19 protein-coding genes and 1 riboswitch are annotated in these 13,497 nt (G+C 64.9%); of the genes, 10 read left to right on the forward strand and 9 right to left on the reverse strand.

Annotated elements, in window-relative coordinates; genetic code table 11:
- Positions 1-7: 7 nt before the first annotated feature.
- From ACH49N_RS06065 to ACH49N_RS06080, 4 genes are all read right to left on the reverse strand, one after another.
- On the reverse strand, positions 8-1,156 hold the full coding sequence (locus tag ACH49N_RS06065) for a thiolase family protein (RefSeq protein WP_358271074.1): 1,149 nt from the start codon (positions 1,154-1,156) through the stop codon (positions 8-10).
- On the reverse strand, positions 1,156-1,533 hold the full coding sequence (locus tag ACH49N_RS06070) for a Zn-ribbon domain-containing OB-fold protein (RefSeq protein ID WP_159919533.1): 378 nt from the start codon (positions 1,531-1,533) through the stop codon (positions 1,156-1,158). The genes ACH49N_RS06065 and ACH49N_RS06070 overlap by 1 nt, the downstream gene beginning before the upstream one ends.
- A gap of 37 nt (positions 1,534-1,570) precedes the next feature.
- A complete protein-coding gene (locus ACH49N_RS06075; protein ID WP_159919531.1) occupies positions 1,571-2,359 on the reverse strand; it encodes an enoyl-CoA hydratase/isomerase family protein in 789 nt (262 codons plus the stop codon).
- Between the two features lie 121 nt (positions 2,360-2,480).
- Positions 2,481-3,620, reverse strand: coding sequence for an acyl-CoA dehydrogenase family protein (locus tag ACH49N_RS06080; protein ID WP_358271077.1), 1,140 nt, complete (start codon positions 3,618-3,620; stop codon positions 2,481-2,483).
- Between the two features lie 100 nt (positions 3,621-3,720).
- Between ACH49N_RS06080 and ACH49N_RS06085 the strand changes: the two genes are divergently transcribed.
- The 3 genes from ACH49N_RS06085 to ACH49N_RS06095 all read left to right on the forward strand — a co-directional run bounded on the left by ACH49N_RS06085 (position 3,721) and on the right by ACH49N_RS06095 (position 4,978).
- The gene (locus ACH49N_RS06085) at positions 3,721-4,107 is read left to right on the forward strand and encodes a hypothetical protein (RefSeq protein ID WP_159919527.1); all 387 of its coding nucleotides are present in this window, start codon (positions 3,721-3,723) and stop codon (positions 4,105-4,107) included.
- A complete protein-coding gene (locus ACH49N_RS06090) occupies positions 4,091-4,489 on the forward strand; it encodes a hypothetical protein (RefSeq protein ID WP_358271079.1) in 399 nt (132 codons plus the stop codon). The genes ACH49N_RS06085 and ACH49N_RS06090 overlap by 17 nt, the downstream gene beginning before the upstream one ends.
- Before the next feature lie 63 nt (positions 4,490-4,552).
- Positions 4,553-4,978 (forward strand): HIT family protein, encoded by a 426-nt coding sequence (locus ACH49N_RS06095; RefSeq protein ID WP_358271081.1) that lies wholly within the window; start codon positions 4,553-4,555, stop codon positions 4,976-4,978.
- Positions 4,979-4,988: 10 nt separating this feature from the next.
- On the opposite strand, the gene ACH49N_RS06100 is transcribed toward ACH49N_RS06095, so the two are convergent.
- The 4 genes from ACH49N_RS06100 to ACH49N_RS06115 form a co-directional block, all read right to left on the reverse strand.
- Positions 4,989-6,371, reverse strand: a complete 1,383-nt coding sequence (locus ACH49N_RS06100) for a HAMP domain-containing sensor histidine kinase (protein WP_358271083.1) — start codon at positions 6,369-6,371, stop codon at positions 4,989-4,991.
- A 68-nt stretch (positions 6,372-6,439) separates the two neighbouring features.
- Positions 6,440-7,156 (reverse strand): response regulator transcription factor, encoded by a 717-nt coding sequence (locus ACH49N_RS06105; RefSeq protein WP_358271421.1) that lies wholly within the window; start codon positions 7,154-7,156, stop codon positions 6,440-6,442.
- Between the two features lie 118 nt (positions 7,157-7,274).
- Positions 7,275-7,454, reverse strand: a complete 180-nt coding sequence (locus ACH49N_RS06110) for a hypothetical protein (protein ID WP_159919517.1) — start codon at positions 7,452-7,454, stop codon at positions 7,275-7,277.
- Positions 7,455-7,724: 270 nt separating this feature from the next.
- Positions 7,725-7,847: a hypothetical protein gene (locus ACH49N_RS06115; RefSeq protein ID WP_358271444.1), complete on the reverse strand. Its 123-nt coding sequence runs from the start codon at positions 7,845-7,847 to the stop codon at positions 7,725-7,727.
- Between the two features lie 230 nt (positions 7,848-8,077).
- Positions 8,078-8,142: riboswitch (guanidine-III (ykkC-III) riboswitch) on the forward strand.
- Positions 8,143-8,153: 11 nt separating this feature from the next.
- Here ACH49N_RS06115 and ACH49N_RS06120 point away from each other — a divergent pair.
- From ACH49N_RS06120 to ACH49N_RS06150, 7 genes are all read left to right on the forward strand, one after another.
- Positions 8,154-8,468, forward strand: coding sequence for a multidrug efflux SMR transporter (locus tag ACH49N_RS06120; protein ID WP_159926901.1), 315 nt, complete (start codon positions 8,154-8,156; stop codon positions 8,466-8,468).
- A gap of 47 nt (positions 8,469-8,515) precedes the next feature.
- The gene (locus tag ACH49N_RS06125) at positions 8,516-9,319 is read left to right on the forward strand and encodes an ABC transporter (RefSeq protein WP_358271085.1); all 804 of its coding nucleotides are present in this window, start codon (positions 8,516-8,518) and stop codon (positions 9,317-9,319) included.
- A gap of 211 nt (positions 9,320-9,530) precedes the next feature.
- Complete coding sequence (locus ACH49N_RS06130; protein ID WP_109327107.1) at positions 9,531-9,881, forward strand: PadR family transcriptional regulator; 351 nt, start codon at positions 9,531-9,533, stop codon at positions 9,879-9,881.
- A 2-nt stretch (positions 9,882-9,883) separates the two neighbouring features.
- Positions 9,884-10,276, forward strand: a complete 393-nt coding sequence (locus ACH49N_RS06135; protein WP_358271087.1) for a DUF1048 domain-containing protein — start codon at positions 9,884-9,886, stop codon at positions 10,274-10,276.
- A complete protein-coding gene (locus tag ACH49N_RS06140; RefSeq protein ID WP_358271089.1) occupies positions 10,273-11,067 on the forward strand; it encodes an ATP-binding cassette domain-containing protein in 795 nt (264 codons plus the stop codon). Before ACH49N_RS06135 ends, ACH49N_RS06140 begins: the two co-directional genes overlap by 4 nt.
- Complete coding sequence (locus ACH49N_RS06145; protein WP_358271091.1) at positions 11,064-11,828, forward strand: ABC transporter permease; 765 nt, start codon at positions 11,064-11,066, stop codon at positions 11,826-11,828. Before ACH49N_RS06140 ends, ACH49N_RS06145 begins: the two co-directional genes overlap by 4 nt.
- A 93-nt stretch (positions 11,829-11,921) precedes the next feature.
- Complete coding sequence (locus ACH49N_RS06150; protein ID WP_159919509.1) at positions 11,922-12,266, forward strand: hypothetical protein; 345 nt, start codon at positions 11,922-11,924, stop codon at positions 12,264-12,266.
- A 58-nt stretch (positions 12,267-12,324) separates the two neighbouring features.
- On the opposite strand, the gene ACH49N_RS06155 is transcribed toward ACH49N_RS06150, so the two are convergent.
- Positions 12,325-13,287, reverse strand: a complete 963-nt coding sequence (locus ACH49N_RS06155) for a ferritin-like domain-containing protein (protein WP_159919507.1) — start codon at positions 13,285-13,287, stop codon at positions 12,325-12,327.
- Positions 13,288-13,497: the final 210 nt, after the last annotated feature.

Consider the following 13,497-nt stretch of genomic DNA (forward strand, 5'->3'; position numbering starts at 1 on the left):
CTCTTCCTCAGACTGACAGGACGGTACAGGCGCTGATCCCGGGCGCACCGTAGACATGGGTGAATCCGATGCGCGGCCCTCCCGGGACCTGCCGGGCACCGGCCTCTCCGCGCAGTTGCGTGACGATCTCGTGTATCTGCCGGAGGCCGGATGCGCCGATCGGTTCCCCGTTGGCGATGCAGCCACCGTCGGTGTTGATAGGGATCCGCCCGCCGATCTCCGTCTCGCCCGCGGCGATCAGCTTTTCCTGTTCGCCGTGATCGCAGAACCCGCATTCGGCCATGTGCATGATCTCGGCGCCGCTTTCCGTGTCCTGGAGTTGCGCCACATCCACGTCGGACGGGCCGAGTCCGGCCTGCTCGAACGCGGTGGTGGCGGTGGACGTGCTCACGCTCGGCGGGGTTCCCTCGCCCTGTATCGCCGGACCGAACACCTCGAAGGAGCCGAACCGGCGGGTGCCTGCCGCAATGCCCCGCAGTTGTACGGGCCTTCCGCCGAGGCGCCGGACGGCAGCCTCACTCGCCACCACCACGGCCGCCCCGCCTTCGCCGGGTGAGCAGAACATGTACCGCGTCAGGGGGTCGTTGACCATGTCGGCGGCGGCGATCGCCTCGGCGGAAAGGGGTTCACGCCGCCAGGCATTCGGGTTCAGCGAGCCGTTGCGATATGCCTTCTCCGCCACGGCGGCCAGAGTGGGTGCGCTGATCCCGTGCTCGCGCATGTACCGCGCGATCTTGATGCCGAAGAACTGGGTGGTGACCATGAGACCTGCCTCGCCGTAGCCGGCGGGCAGGCCCCAGTCCTCCGGCGCCGGGTCGAAGGCGCCGCGCGGGTGTTTGTCGAAGCCGACCGCAAGTGCGATGTCGGCGGCGCCCGCGCGGATCGCGTTGACCGCCGACACCAGGGCGCTACCACCGGTCGCGCATCCGTTCTTCACGTTGATGAAGGGGATTCCGGTGAGCCCCAGCTCGGCCACCAGGGTGTCGGCGAGCCCGGAACCATCGCTGCCACCGAATGCCACCTGAATATCGGTCCACGCGATACCGGCGTCGGACAGGGCGGACGCGATCGCGTCCAGGGCAAGGCCGCGCCCGGTCTTGTCCGGCTGACGCCCGAATTTCGAGAGTCCGGCCCCGATGATCGACACAGTGGACATCAGCGGGTCTCCTTCAGATAGGCGTCGGTGGCGAACCGGGGCACCGGCACCGTGGCGACCAAGGTCACCGGTGCCCCGTCGTCCAACTCGTCGAAGTCGTGGCAGTCGAGCACGGCTTCAATCCTGATTCCGTCGGGGAGTTCGACGTATCCGACCGCGTACGGCGAGAACCCTTCCGGCGGCGGGACATACGGCGGAGATTTCGGGGCGAAACGCTGAACCGTGTACGCCCAGACCGTTCCGCGTGCACTCACGGTGAACGGTGACATTGCCGTCCCGGCGCATCTCGAGCACACACCGGTGACCGGGAACGCGACAGTCGAGCAGTGGGAGCAGCGGCTTGCTTCGAGCGCCGGTGCGGTGTGTGTCTCGCCCATCCTCATCCTCTCCCTCGGAATTCGTTGTCGGGCTCGATCAGCGACCGACCCACTTCGGCTCACGCTTTTCGAGGAAAGCGTTCACGCCTTCCCGTGCGTCCTCCGACTGCAGCGCGTTGCCGACGGCGAGGTGCTCCATCACCATGAGCGACTGGATGTCCGCGTCGAGACCGCGGTCGATGCACATCTTGGTGAGCTTCATCATGAACGGGCTCTTGTCGACGATCGGGGCGATGAACTCGGCGAGAAGCTTGTCCAGATCCTCGGCCGGCGCCGAGGCGTTGATCAGGTCGAAGTCCTCGGCCTCCTTACCGGTGAGGAGCTTGCCGGTGAGCATGAGCTCCTTCGTCTTGCGAACGCCGATCATCCGCGGCAGCCGGTAGATCGGGCCCGCCCCACCAAACAGCGCACGGCGGATGTGGAAGTCGCCGATTCGGGCGTCCTCGGCGGCGATCGCGAAGTCACAGGAGATCATCAGCTCGAAACCGCCTGCGGTGACGAAGCCTTCGAGGACCGCGACGGACGGGGTGTTCATCGAGTACAGGCGGTCGCACACCCGGGCCGACAGCACCGCGACGTCCATCGCGGTGGTGGAGCCGACGTACTTCTCGCGCAGCTCGTCGAGGTCGAATCCCGAGCAGAAGGTGCCGTCACGTCCACGCAGGACCAGCACCTTGAGGTCGGGGTCGTTGTCTACCTCCACGATGATCTCGTCGAGGCGATGCAGCAGCTCGACGGTGACCGCGTTCTTCTTGTGCGGGCGGTTGAGCCACACGCGGGCGACGTCGCCGTCCTTCTCGAGCACGATGTGGTCGGTGTCCACCATGTCGGTGTCCTTTCGGAGAATGAAACTGAACTGGATTCACTTCAGTTGTACTGGGTAGGAGTTGGTCCGTCAATAGGGGCGGAGCAAGTGGTTTCTTCTCGGCCGGTCCGGGTGGGTCGAGTCAGACCCCGACGAGATCGGCGATACGACTGCGGTGGGCCCGCGCATCACCGAGAAGCGGTTCGTCTCCGAGCGCGCGGCGAACGTAGGAATGCGCCGCATGTTCCCAGGTGAAGCCCACTCCCCCATGCAATTGCACGGCCTCGAGAGCAGTGGCAATCACGGCCTCGGTGCAGACCGCACCGGCGACAGCGGCCGGAAGCGGTGCGGCGCCGGGGTCTTCCGCGAACACCGCCGCTGCATACCGTGCCGCCGATCGGGCCTTCTCGAGCTCGACCAAAATGTTCGCGAGTCGATGCTTGACGGCCTGGAACGATCCGATCGCTCGTCCGAATTGACGGCGCTGCATGGTGTATTCCCTTGTAGTGTCGAGTAATCGGTCGATCATTCCCACATGTTCACAGGCCAGCCCGATCACCCCGAGACTCCGCAATTCTTCGACCTTGCGCCGTGCGTCGCCGGGTCCGACGAGACGTACCGCGTCCGCCGCATCGAACAGCAGATTGGCTTGCCGCCGGCTGGGGTCGATCACCGGAAGTTCCATTCGTCGCACCGACGTGGTCCGCAGATCGACGGCGTAGAGGCCAGGTCCGTCTTCGCCATGCCCGAGTAGCACGACGACGTCGGCCGCACCGCCCTGCACAACATTCGTTGCACGGCCCGACACCGACCACCCGCCGTTGACTCGCGTGACATCGGCGAAATCGGTGTGCTCACCCAGAGCGGTCACGGTTGCAACGAGTTCGCCTTGGATGACTCGGCCCAGCAGTTCGTCGACCTGCGGACTCCTGTCGGCAGTGAGCAGTGCATGCACTCCCAGTGTCGCGGACGGAAGGACAGGCTCGGAGACCAGCGCGCGCCCGCATTCCTCGAGGACGATCCCGAGCTCGACGACGCTATACCCCACACCGCCACGATCCTCCGGCACCGTCAGGGCGGCGACGTTCATCTCCTTGACGAGGAGAGACCACAACTCGGGAGAATATCCGGCGTCGGACTCAGCGGCGAGACGGCCGTTTTCGAGCGTCGAATGCCGGTCCAGCAGTTGTCGAACTACGGCCCGGATGTCGTCGTGCTCGGCGACGGGCGTCATCGCCGGGGGTTCAGCCTCGGGCCATGGATGGAAGTGGTGGGTCGGCATGAAAGTCTCCTCAGATTGACGTGAGTTCAGTTTAGTTTGGTCGATGGTGTCGCGGCAAGGACGCTCGACAAACCGCCGATGCCTGAACTAAGTTCATTTCATGACCGATGCACTCGTGATCGAGCAGTACTATGCGACCCTCGACAGCGGCCGAATCGACGACGCGGTGGCGCTGCTCGACCCATCGATCGAGTTCGCCATAGTCCTGCCCGGTACCGTACGCCGCGGCTACAGCCGGGCCGACATGCTCGACTACCTGCGGGGACGCCCTCCGGTCGATCGACAGCATGTGCTGCTCCGCACGAGCAACGCCGGAGACGTCCAATTCGCTTACGGTTCCGTCGTCGAGAACGGTGTGAAGACAACCGGCTACTTCCTGGCAGCGATGCACCTCGACAGCGACGGCGCCATCGATGCGTACGAGGTGTCGTTCGATACGGAGTTCAGCCTTCTCGCAAAGGAGTTGACCCATGAGAAACACGACTGACCTGAACGAGACGACTTCGCCGACTCCCGTGCTCGCCGCGTGGTTCGCAATCATGGATTCGGACGATCCCGACCGCGTCCTGGACATGATCACCCCCGATTTCCGGATGTCGGTTCAGTTCTCCACTGGGGGCGGCAATGCCGCCGAGTTCGTCGGTGATCGCGCCGGCCTGGTCGGGTATCTGCAACAACGCGAGAAGAGCGTGCTGGTGCACGAGATCCTCGCCGGTGCTCGTGTGGGCGAACTCGAGCTGGCTCTGGGACGAACCACCCGGAACGGCGACTTCGAGGCCTCGTTCAACACGTCGGCACAACTCGACGATTCGGGCCTCGTGCGGAGATTGCTCATCTGCCGGACGCCGGAGATCGTGTTCCCCCTGTGAGTACTTCTTCACCGGGGATGGTTAATAAGTACTCACGGGTGGCGAAGTCGCATAATGGCGGCCATGGGATCTGTATTCAGCGCCATCATCAACGGAGATCTGCCCGGAAGGTTCGTGTGGGAGGACGAGGATGTCGTCGCGTTCCTCACCATCGCACCCATCACGCAGGGCCACACCCTCATCGTGCCCAGGAAAGAGGTGGACCACTGGCAGGAGGTCGACGGTGAGCTGTGGACCAAGGTGATGGATGTGGCCCGCATCGTCGGGCAGGCCGTGCGCCCGGCGTTCGACGCCCCCCGCGCCGGCCTGTTGATCGCCGGACTCGAGGTCCCACACCTGCATGTGCACGTCTTCCCGGCGTACGACCTCGGTGATTTCAACATCAGCAATGCAAACCCGGATCCGTCTCAGGAGTCGCAGGACGACGCTATGACGAAGCTCCGCGGCGCCCTCCGCGATCTCGGATACGCGAACAACGTTCCCGAATGAGACATGTGATCTAGAGCGCCCGGGGCAGTTCCACCCGGAAGGTGGCGCCCTCGCCCGGCCGGCTGTCGACCGTCACGGTGCCCTGGTGCGCGGCCACGAGTGCCGCCACGATCGACAGGCCGAGTCCGCTTCCCCCACTCTCTCGGGTGCGGGACGCGTCGGCTCGGTAGAACCGTTCGAATACCCGCGCAGCATCCTCTTCGCTGAGACCCGGGCCGGTGTCGGCTACCTCCAGCACGACCCGGTTCTCCGTGGTCTGCAGTCGAACCGTCACGTCCGCGGTCGCGGGAGTGTGCGTGGCGGCGTTGGAAAGGAGGTTGCCGAGTACCTGCCGCAGCCGCGCCTCGTCACCGAGGATTTCAGGGGTTCCCGGTCCGGAACCCACTTCGAGGGCGAAGGAGCGTTCGGGTGCCACCGCGCGGGCAGCGTGCACGGCGTCGGACGCCACGGACAGCAGGTCGACCGGCCGATTCTCGAGGGGCCGCTGGGCGTCGAGCCTTGCGAGCATGAGCAGGTCCTCCACGAGTAGACCCATCCGGGAGGCCTCTCCCTCGATACGGCTCATCAACCTCTCGGTGTCGGTCATCGCGCCCTGCCGATACAGTTCGGCGAAACCGCGAATCGTGGTCAGCGGGGTACGCAATTCGTGGCTGGCGTCGGCGACGAATTGCCGCATCTTCTCCTCCGAGCGGCGTGCCGACTCCTCGGACGCCTCGGTTGCGGCGAAGGCATGCTGAATCTGGGCGAGCATCCCATTCAGGGCTACCGACAACCGTCCGATCTCGGTGCGGTCGTCGCGCGCGGGGACACGCCGATGGAGGTCACCGGCGGCGATCGCGGCGGCGGTCTCCTCGACTTCGCCGAGCGGACGCAAGCTGCGGCGGACGACGAAGTACGCGACGACACCCAACGCAATGAGCACCACCGCGCCGATGCCGAGTTGCAGGACCACCAATTGGTTCACCGTGTCGTCGTTCTCGGTGAGTGTCACCGCCACCGTCGTCTGGGTGCCGCTCGCCGTGGTGGTGGTGAGCACACGCCAGCGGACATCGGATCCGTCGGTGGAGCCGACCGTCATGGGACCCGAAGGGGGATCGGCGGGAATTGCGGGCGCGCTGGCCTCGTCGTTGATCTGGAAGAGCACCGTTCCGTCGGGGGACGCGGTGCGCACATAGAACGGGCTGGGCGGTCGTCCCGGGTTCGGCTCGTCCGGGGGCGGGAGGGGGCGTGATTCCCGCGGCTTGGCCCACCCTTGCGCTGCCTCGCGGAGTTGGTGATCGATCCGGCTCGTCAAGGAATTTTCGAGCGCCGACGTCACCGCGACTCCTGACGCCAGCAGACCGAGTGCCGCGAGCAGCAGCACCGCACCCACCAAGGTGACCCGCAACGGCATCGCCCGCACCCACCGCCGACCCGCGTGACCGGCCGGCGCGACAGAATTCTCTAGTGCGGGTGGGGCGGTCATCGCCGCGGTTCGCGCATCACGTACCCGACGCCCCGAAGGGTATGAATCAGCGGCGTCTCCCCGGTGTCCACCTTGCGACGCAGGTAGGAGACGTACGACTCCACCACCCCGACCTCACCGCCGAAGTCGTAATTCCACACGTGGTCGAGGATGCGCGGCTTGCTGAGAACCGTGCCTGCGTTCACCATGAAGTACCGCAGCAGGGTGAACTCGGTGGGCGACAGCGATACCAGCTCGCCCGCTTTCCATACCTCACGTGTGTCGTCGTCGAGTTCGATGTCGGCGAACGTGATGCGCGCCGATTGCTCCTCGACCGACACCTTGCCGGATCGACGGAGTATCACTCGCAGCCGTGTCACCACTTCTTCGAGACTGAACGGCTTGGTGACGTAGTCGTCGGCGCCGAGTGTGAGGCCGCTGATCTTGTCTTCGACCGCGTCCTTCGCCGTAAGGAAGAGAACCGGCGCGTGCACACCATCGGCGCGTAGCCGCTGGAGCATCCCGAATCCGTCCATCCCCGGCATCATGACGTCGAGGATTACGGCGTCGGGCCGGAAGGTGCGCGCCGTATCGAGACCCGCCGTGCCGCTCGACGCGGTCGCCACCTCGAAACCCTGAAAGCGCAGGCTGACCGACAGCAGTTCGAGGATGTTCGGTTCGTCGTCGACGACGAGAACTCGGGCTTCGACGGGTTTCGCATTCACGGAACCCATCATCACGCGGAACGCTGGATCATCGCTGTCGGTTCCCTGGGAACTTCCTGTGAGCGTCCCAGGGAACCGAGCGGGCGGGCGGTGCGGCCCCGCCGTCAGCAGACGACGAAGCCCTTGGTCAGTTGACGACGATGTTGAGGTTGAGGACTACGCCACCGAACGTCAGAATCGTGTTGGCCAGACCGAGCGTGACACCGCTGTTGAGTGCGCCGAGTAATCCGAGCATCATGTTCTCCATCATCTCCCCCTGTGCCAGGGCGGACTTCCGTGTCGAGCCGATTACGCGCGTTGCTTGCACGTTGTCGAGAACAATAGGTGAACCGTCCAAATCTGTGGCAACACTCGCATTGGATTTTTCCAAAATTTTTTCAACGAGACTTTTTCGGCGAAAAGAGCCGAGATTCGAGAGCAATGAGCAAGGATGGGAAAGTTGTGTCTCCCGCGGGCTGGGGCGCCCCGGGTACACGGCGACCCCGCCGCAGGAGACGCGGCGGGGCCGTCGATCGCAGATGTGGTGAAAGTAGGTGTCCTGCTGTCGGTCCGACAGCAGTCGACGTCGACCGGTTTCTCAGCTGACCACGTTCAGGTTGAGAACCACTCCCCCGAACGTCCCGATAGTGTTGGCAACCCCGAGTGTGAACGCGCTGTTGATTGCGGCAAGCAGTCCGAGCATCATGATATGCCTCGTCATCGTCGGTGGAGTGCGCACGGAATTCACGCATTGTGCTCGACAATAAACAAACAGGCCGCGATCCGCTGAGTTATTCGGCGCATTCGCCAGCGTGAACCCGAACCGATAACAATGCGTTTCCCCGCCGTGTCACAAAAGGAAATCTCCGCCAAGACGAGGGAGACTTATCCGGCGTTTCCCTGCACGCGCCGACCACTGCGTTCAGACCACGGCACAGGCTTTCGGTACCGTGAAGGTCGTCGATACGACACCCGGACGAGCGCACCGTACCCGGCCAGCGACAAGACGGTGCTCGGGAGAGTTGTCATGGCGTGGATCGTGCTGGTGCTGTCGGGCGTGCTGGAGGCCGTCTGGGCCACCGCCCTCGGTCGGTCCGAGGGGTTCAGCAAAATCAGTCCCAGTGTCGTATTCGTCATTGCACTGGTCCTCAGCATGGCGGGACTGGCCTTCGCGATGCGTACTCTGCCGACCGGGACGGCATACGCAGTCTGGGTGGGAATCGGCGCTTCCCTTACCGTCGGCTTCGCGATGGTGACCGGCGCCGAAAACACATCGCTCGTCAAGATTCTGCTGGTCGCTGCCATCGTGGCGTGCGTCGTCGGACTCAAAGTCCTGCACTGATCGCCCGAGCCGCGAAATGCTTGTGTGTCGCGGGTTACAGTAACCGTATGAACGTGGTCTCGTTGCTGGCCCTCCCGGTGCGCGCCGGACTTGCGGCGGCCGATGTCGGACTCGGAATCGCCGAGGCCACCTTGGCAACGGTGCGCACAGCGGTAGCAGGCACCGGAGTGGTCACCGGCATGGGCGCTTCCGGCAGCCCGCTGCAGATGATCAGTCAGCTGTCCTCACTGGCGGCGAACGACAGGCCACTCGGTCAAGCACTCCAGCCCGGAGGACCCCTCGATCGACTGCTTGCTCCGGGCGGCCCGGTCGACCGGCTGACCTCCGAAGGCGGCACCCTCGAACGACTCCTCGAATCCGGCGGACCGCTCGACCGGGTGCTCGCGAAAGACGGCCCACTCGACCGCGTTCTCGCCGAGGACGGCACGCTCGAGCGCCTACTCGCCAAGGATGGACTGCTCGACCGTCTCACCGCCGAGCAAGGCCCCCTCGAACGACTCACCGCCGCGGACGGCGCCGTCGAGCGACTCACCGCACAGGGCGGCATCGTGGACCGCGCGCTGGCCGAGAACGGGATCCTCGACACGCTGCTGTCCGAGGGTGGCGCCTTCGAACGGCTGATCGCCGAGGGCGGACCGCTCGACCAGATCGTCGCACTGTCGGAGACCTTGACCGCACTGGCGCCGAATCTCGAGCGGATGAGCGCGAGCATCGATCTGCTGCAGGACACGGTCGCGGTTTTGAGCGCAGCCGTCGGCCCCCTGGGGGAACTCGCCGGCCGCCTTCCTGGACGCTGGCTCAAGGGCAAGGGTGATCGACCGGGCATCGATTACACGCTGGGTCCTGCCTGACGCGTTCGCAAAAACATCTCGCCCTGCCATCCGACAGGTAGCTGACGGCGGGGCTGCTCTTGCGCGTCGAACGTCAACGCCCGCAGCCGCCGGAGCCTCAACGCGCCACACCTCCTTCCGGATTCGTTGCATCAACCCTCTTGCGCGAACGGTATTCAGCGTTACTATCTAGCGGTAGTCATTGACACTGAGTAGTCGGAAGGAGGGTCCGATGGGCAAGCAGATGACCGAGATGCTCAAGGGCACACTCGAGGGCATCGTCCTGGCGATCCTGGCCGCGCGGCCGGCGTACGGCTACGAGATCACCGCGCGGCTTCGCGAGCAGGGTTTCTCCGAGATCGCCGAGGGCACCATCTACGCCCTGCTGGTCAGGATCGAGCAGCGAGGTCTCGTCGACGTGGAGAAGGTCCCGTCCGAGAAGGGTCCGCCGCGCAAGGTGTACTCGCTCAACCCACACGGTGGCGGGTACCTCCAAGAATTCTGGAAGACGTGGACCTTCCTCGCGGAGCGGATCGACCAGCTCCACCAGCACATCGAACACCCACGAAGCGAAGGAGAGTAATCATGGCCGCACGATGGATCGAACAGATCACGGGTTCATTCGAGGACAAGAAGCGCTGGCGCCGGTACAAGGCCCGCAAGGAACAGCTCCCCACGAGCTACCGAACCGGGATCGACGGGATCGAACGCTACTTCATGTACGCCGGATCGATCGTCAAGGGCGACGTGCTCATGCAGATGCTCGAGGACCTCGCCGACCTGATCGAGCGCGCCGCCGCCGACGGCACCCCGATCCGCGACATCGTCGGGGATGAGCCAGTCGAGTTCGCAGACACATTCATCCAGAACTACTCGGACGGCCAATGGATCAACAAGGAGCGCAAGCGTTTGACGGACGCCCTCGACAAGGCCGCCGACGAGGGCGTGAACGCGCCGGAAACGGAGAACCGGCCATGACCACCCATCAGGCGCTCGAACCCGCGATCCGAGTGCGGGGCATCGTGAAATCGTTCAAGGATTTGCAGGTGCTGCGGGGAGTCGACTTCGATGTGACGGCGGGGAGCATCTTCGCGCTGCTCGGCTCGAACGGTGCAGGCAAGACCACGCTGGTGCGAATCCTGTCAACGCTGTTGAAGGCCGACGCGGGCACCGCCACGATCCACGGCTTCGACGTCGCGGCGAAACCGGGCGACGTACGCGAGTCGATCAGCCTGACAGGCCAATTCGCCGCGATCGATGAAGTGCTCACCGGCCGGGAGAACCTCGTGCTGGTCGCCAAGCTGCGCCACCTGAAAAATCCGGGTGCGATCGTCGACGACATGCTCGCCCGCTTCTCGCTCACCGAAGCGGGGAACCGCAAGGCGACGACGTACTCGGGTGGCATGCGACGCCGGCTCGACATCGCAATGAGCCTGATCGGGAACCCGCCGATCGTCTTCCTCGACGAACCCACCACCGGGCTGGACCCGCAGGCCCGGATCGAGGTGTGGCAGACGGTCAAGGAACTCGCCAGGACCGGCACGACCGTGCTGCTGACCACCCAGCTCCTCGACGAGGCCGAGCAGCTCGCCGACCGCATCGCAATTCTGCACCAGGGCATCATCATTCAGAACGGCACCCTCACCGAGCTCAAGCAGCTCCTTCCGCCCGCCGAGGTCGAGTACATCGAGAAGCAGCCCTCCCTCGAGGACGTCTTCCTCGCCCTCGTCGGTGACACCACCGTCCCGGCAGGAAAGGAAGCCCGATGACCACCCATGTCCTCGGCGACACCGGCGTCCTCACCGGCCGCTCGCTGCAGCACATCCTCCGCAGCCCCGACACGATCGTCACTACCGCGGTCACCCCGATCGCGCTGATGCTGCTGTTCACCTACGTATTCGGCGGCGCGATCAACACCGGATCCGACCAGTCGTACGGCACCTACATGCTCCCCGGCATCTTGCTCATCACGATCGCGTCCGGCGTCGCGTACACCGCGTACCGGCTGTTCCTCGACATGCAGGGCGGCATATTCGAGCGCTTCCAATCCATGCCGATCGCGCGCTCGAGTGTGCTGTGGGCGCATGTGCTCACGTCCTTGGCCGCGAACCTGGTCTCGGTCACGATCGTCACCGGCGTCGCGCTGATCATGGGATTCCGCACCGGAGCATCCGTGGCAGCCTGGCTCGCGGTCGTGGGCATCCTGGTCCTGTTCACCCTCGCATTGACCTGGATCGCCGTGATTGCCGGGTTGTCGGCGAAGACGATCGACGGCGCGAGCGCGTTCAGCTACCCGCTGATCTTCCTGCCGTTCATCAGCTCGGCGTTCGTGCCTACCGACTCGATGCCCGGACCGGTCGCATGGTTCGCCGAGAACCAGCCCGTGACTTACGTCGTGAACACCATCCGAGCCCTGTTCGCCCAGCAACCCGTCGGCACTGACATCTGGATCGCTCTCGGGTGGCTGGTCGGCATCCTCGTTGTCGCCTACGCCTTCGCGACCGCCATCTACCGGCGCAAGATCAGCTGAGCACGAGGTCTTCCGCGGCAGACCCGCGCCCGTTCCCCAATCGAGGGGAACCGGCCGATACGGCGTCGCCGGCGGCTCTGGTAAGTATTTCGCATGACCCGAACCATCGTTGCGCTGCTGATCCCTGCCGTCCTGTTCCTGGGGGCGTGCAGTTCCGAATCGACCGACACCGACACCGAGGTGAGCGCAACCACCGAAGCGGCGGAGGCGGCGGCCGCCGACCTTCCCGCCGTCGCCGACCTGTGCGCCGGCCTGCTCCAGTACGCCAACAGCGCCGAAGCCCGAGCGCAGCAGAGCGGCGAACCGTTCGACCGCACGAAGGCTCTGAGCGACCTCTTCGACCAGTCGGCCCTCACCCCGGAATGGAAAGACGCCCCGCAAGAACGTAAGGATCAGATGGTCAAGGCCTACGACGCTGCCAAAACCGGCACCTGCTGACCTCACCGACAATTCCGCCGGCCCCCTGTGGGGACCGGCGGAATTCTTCTGAGAATCGTCAGCGAATGCCGGCGACTTCCTGCGCGATGGACGCGAGATGGGTTTGGGCGGCGGAGACGATGCCGTGCCGATTCTTGTGCGCTTCCTCGTAGGCGACGACCGTGCGCACATCGGCGGGATCGGTGAGTTCCCTGATCTCAGCGACGGCCTGCGACACGTTCAGGTCGTCGTAGTCGTCGATCGGAAGCTCACCCGGATCCACGACACCACCCGCGGCGCGAGCCGAATGGATGGCGTCGGCGACACCGCTCGCGCCTTCCCGGCGGGTCACACTCTCCGCAGTTTCGAGGGCGGCATCACGCGAGGCGGACAACGTCTTGACTGCGACATCGCCGGCGTGAGCGCCGCGGCTGAGCAACGCACTGAGCAGGGGCGGTGTGGTGCGGGCCGTGTCCAATGCTCGATCGATTCCGCGCGCCGACCAGGTGACCGGGACGTTGAGCAGCCGAATCGTGCTTCCGGCAGCGGCCTGGAACGGCGTGCGCCGCAGCGCTGCCGGGCCGCCGAGCGCATCCTCGGCCAGAACGGTCGAAAGCCAGTCCACGGTTGCGGAATGCGCTGTGATCAGTCGGTCCGCGAGACCGACGACTGCCGGCTCCTTCGCGACGGTGGCGAGCGCCTTGATGTAACGCGCGCGGTCGAGGAGTTGATGTTCGAGGGCCAGGTCGCCCAGGAGTGCCTCGTCGAACGGCTGCGCCTGCTCGGCCATCGCCTTGAGCACGGCAGCCAGCCGACCGAGGAAGGGCCCGATAACCTCGGGCACACCGCCGAGGTCGCGGATTGCCCGTTCGATGGCCTCAGCGCGCTGACGTCCGTTTGCGGCGTTCTCCGTGAGTTCGCGGCGAACAGCCTCGGTGCGCGCCTGGGCGATGCGGGTCTCTGCTACCTGGATTTCGGTGTTGGTGAGGTCGAGAACGGCACGCAACTGAGTGATCAGCGTTGCGGTGGTGGTGCTGGTCATATATTTCTCCTTCGATAGCTGATGTGGCGGACGAATATCGGTCAGATCACGCTCGAGATGAGAAATGCGGCCAGAATCACTCCAATCAGTACAGAGGTGGCAGTAGCGGCGGCAAGTACCACCGAACCAGTCACAGTCGCCGCGGGTACGGCTGCAATGAGGCCTGCGGTCAACGCGGTTCCCACGGAGAAGCGCCGGTCGGGCGTTCCG

Source organism: Rhodococcus sp. NPDC019647 (genome assembly GCF_044389235.1).
GTDB lineage: Bacteria > Actinomycetota > Actinomycetes > Mycobacteriales > Mycobacteriaceae > Rhodococcus_F > Rhodococcus_F oxybenzonivorans.

Coding starts and splice junctions, on each gene's coding strand:
- ACH49N_RS06115 (WP_358271444.1), bottom strand. CDS start 7,847: ATGACGAGGCATATCATGATGCTCGGACTGCTTGCCGCAATCAACAGC.
- ACH49N_RS06130 (WP_109327107.1), top strand. CDS start 9,531: ATGGGCAAGCAGATGACCGAGATGCTCAAGGGCACACTCGAGGGCATC.
- ACH49N_RS06145 (WP_358271091.1), top strand. CDS start 11,064: ATGACCACCCATGTCCTCGGCGACACCGGCGTCCTCACCGGCCGCTCG.
- ACH49N_RS06065 (WP_358271074.1), bottom strand. CDS start 1,156: ATGTCCACTGTGTCGATCATCGGGGCCGGACTCTCGAAATTCGGGCGT.
- ACH49N_RS06140 (WP_358271089.1), top strand. CDS start 10,273: ATGACCACCCATCAGGCGCTCGAACCCGCGATCCGAGTGCGGGGCATC.
- ACH49N_RS06085 (WP_159919527.1), top strand. CDS start 3,721: ATGACCGATGCACTCGTGATCGAGCAGTACTATGCGACCCTCGACAGC.
- ACH49N_RS06125 (WP_358271085.1), top strand. CDS start 8,516: ATGAACGTGGTCTCGTTGCTGGCCCTCCCGGTGCGCGCCGGACTTGCG.
- ACH49N_RS06090 (WP_358271079.1), top strand. CDS start 4,091: ATGAGAAACACGACTGACCTGAACGAGACGACTTCGCCGACTCCCGTG.
- ACH49N_RS06150 (WP_159919509.1), top strand. CDS start 11,922: ATGACCCGAACCATCGTTGCGCTGCTGATCCCTGCCGTCCTGTTCCTG.
- ACH49N_RS06135 (WP_358271087.1), top strand. CDS start 9,884: ATGGCCGCACGATGGATCGAACAGATCACGGGTTCATTCGAGGACAAG.
- ACH49N_RS06155 (WP_159919507.1), bottom strand. CDS start 13,287: ATGACCAGCACCACCACCGCAACGCTGATCACTCAGTTGCGTGCCGTT.
- ACH49N_RS06120 (WP_159926901.1), top strand. CDS start 8,154: ATGGCGTGGATCGTGCTGGTGCTGTCGGGCGTGCTGGAGGCCGTCTGG.
- ACH49N_RS06095 (WP_358271081.1), top strand. CDS start 4,553: ATGGGATCTGTATTCAGCGCCATCATCAACGGAGATCTGCCCGGAAGG.
- ACH49N_RS06105 (WP_358271421.1), bottom strand. CDS start 7,156: ATGGGTTCCGTGAATGCGAAACCCGTCGAAGCCCGAGTTCTCGTCGTC.
- ACH49N_RS06075 (WP_159919531.1), bottom strand. CDS start 2,359: ATGGTGGACACCGACCACATCGTGCTCGAGAAGGACGGCGACGTCGCC.
- ACH49N_RS06100 (WP_358271083.1), bottom strand. CDS start 6,371: ATGCCGTTGCGGGTCACCTTGGTGGGTGCGGTGCTGCTGCTCGCGGCA.
- ACH49N_RS06070 (WP_159919533.1), bottom strand. CDS start 1,533: ATGGGCGAGACACACACCGCACCGGCGCTCGAAGCAAGCCGCTGCTCC.
- ACH49N_RS06080 (WP_358271077.1), bottom strand. CDS start 3,620: ATGCCGACCCACCACTTCCATCCATGGCCCGAGGCTGAACCCCCGGCG.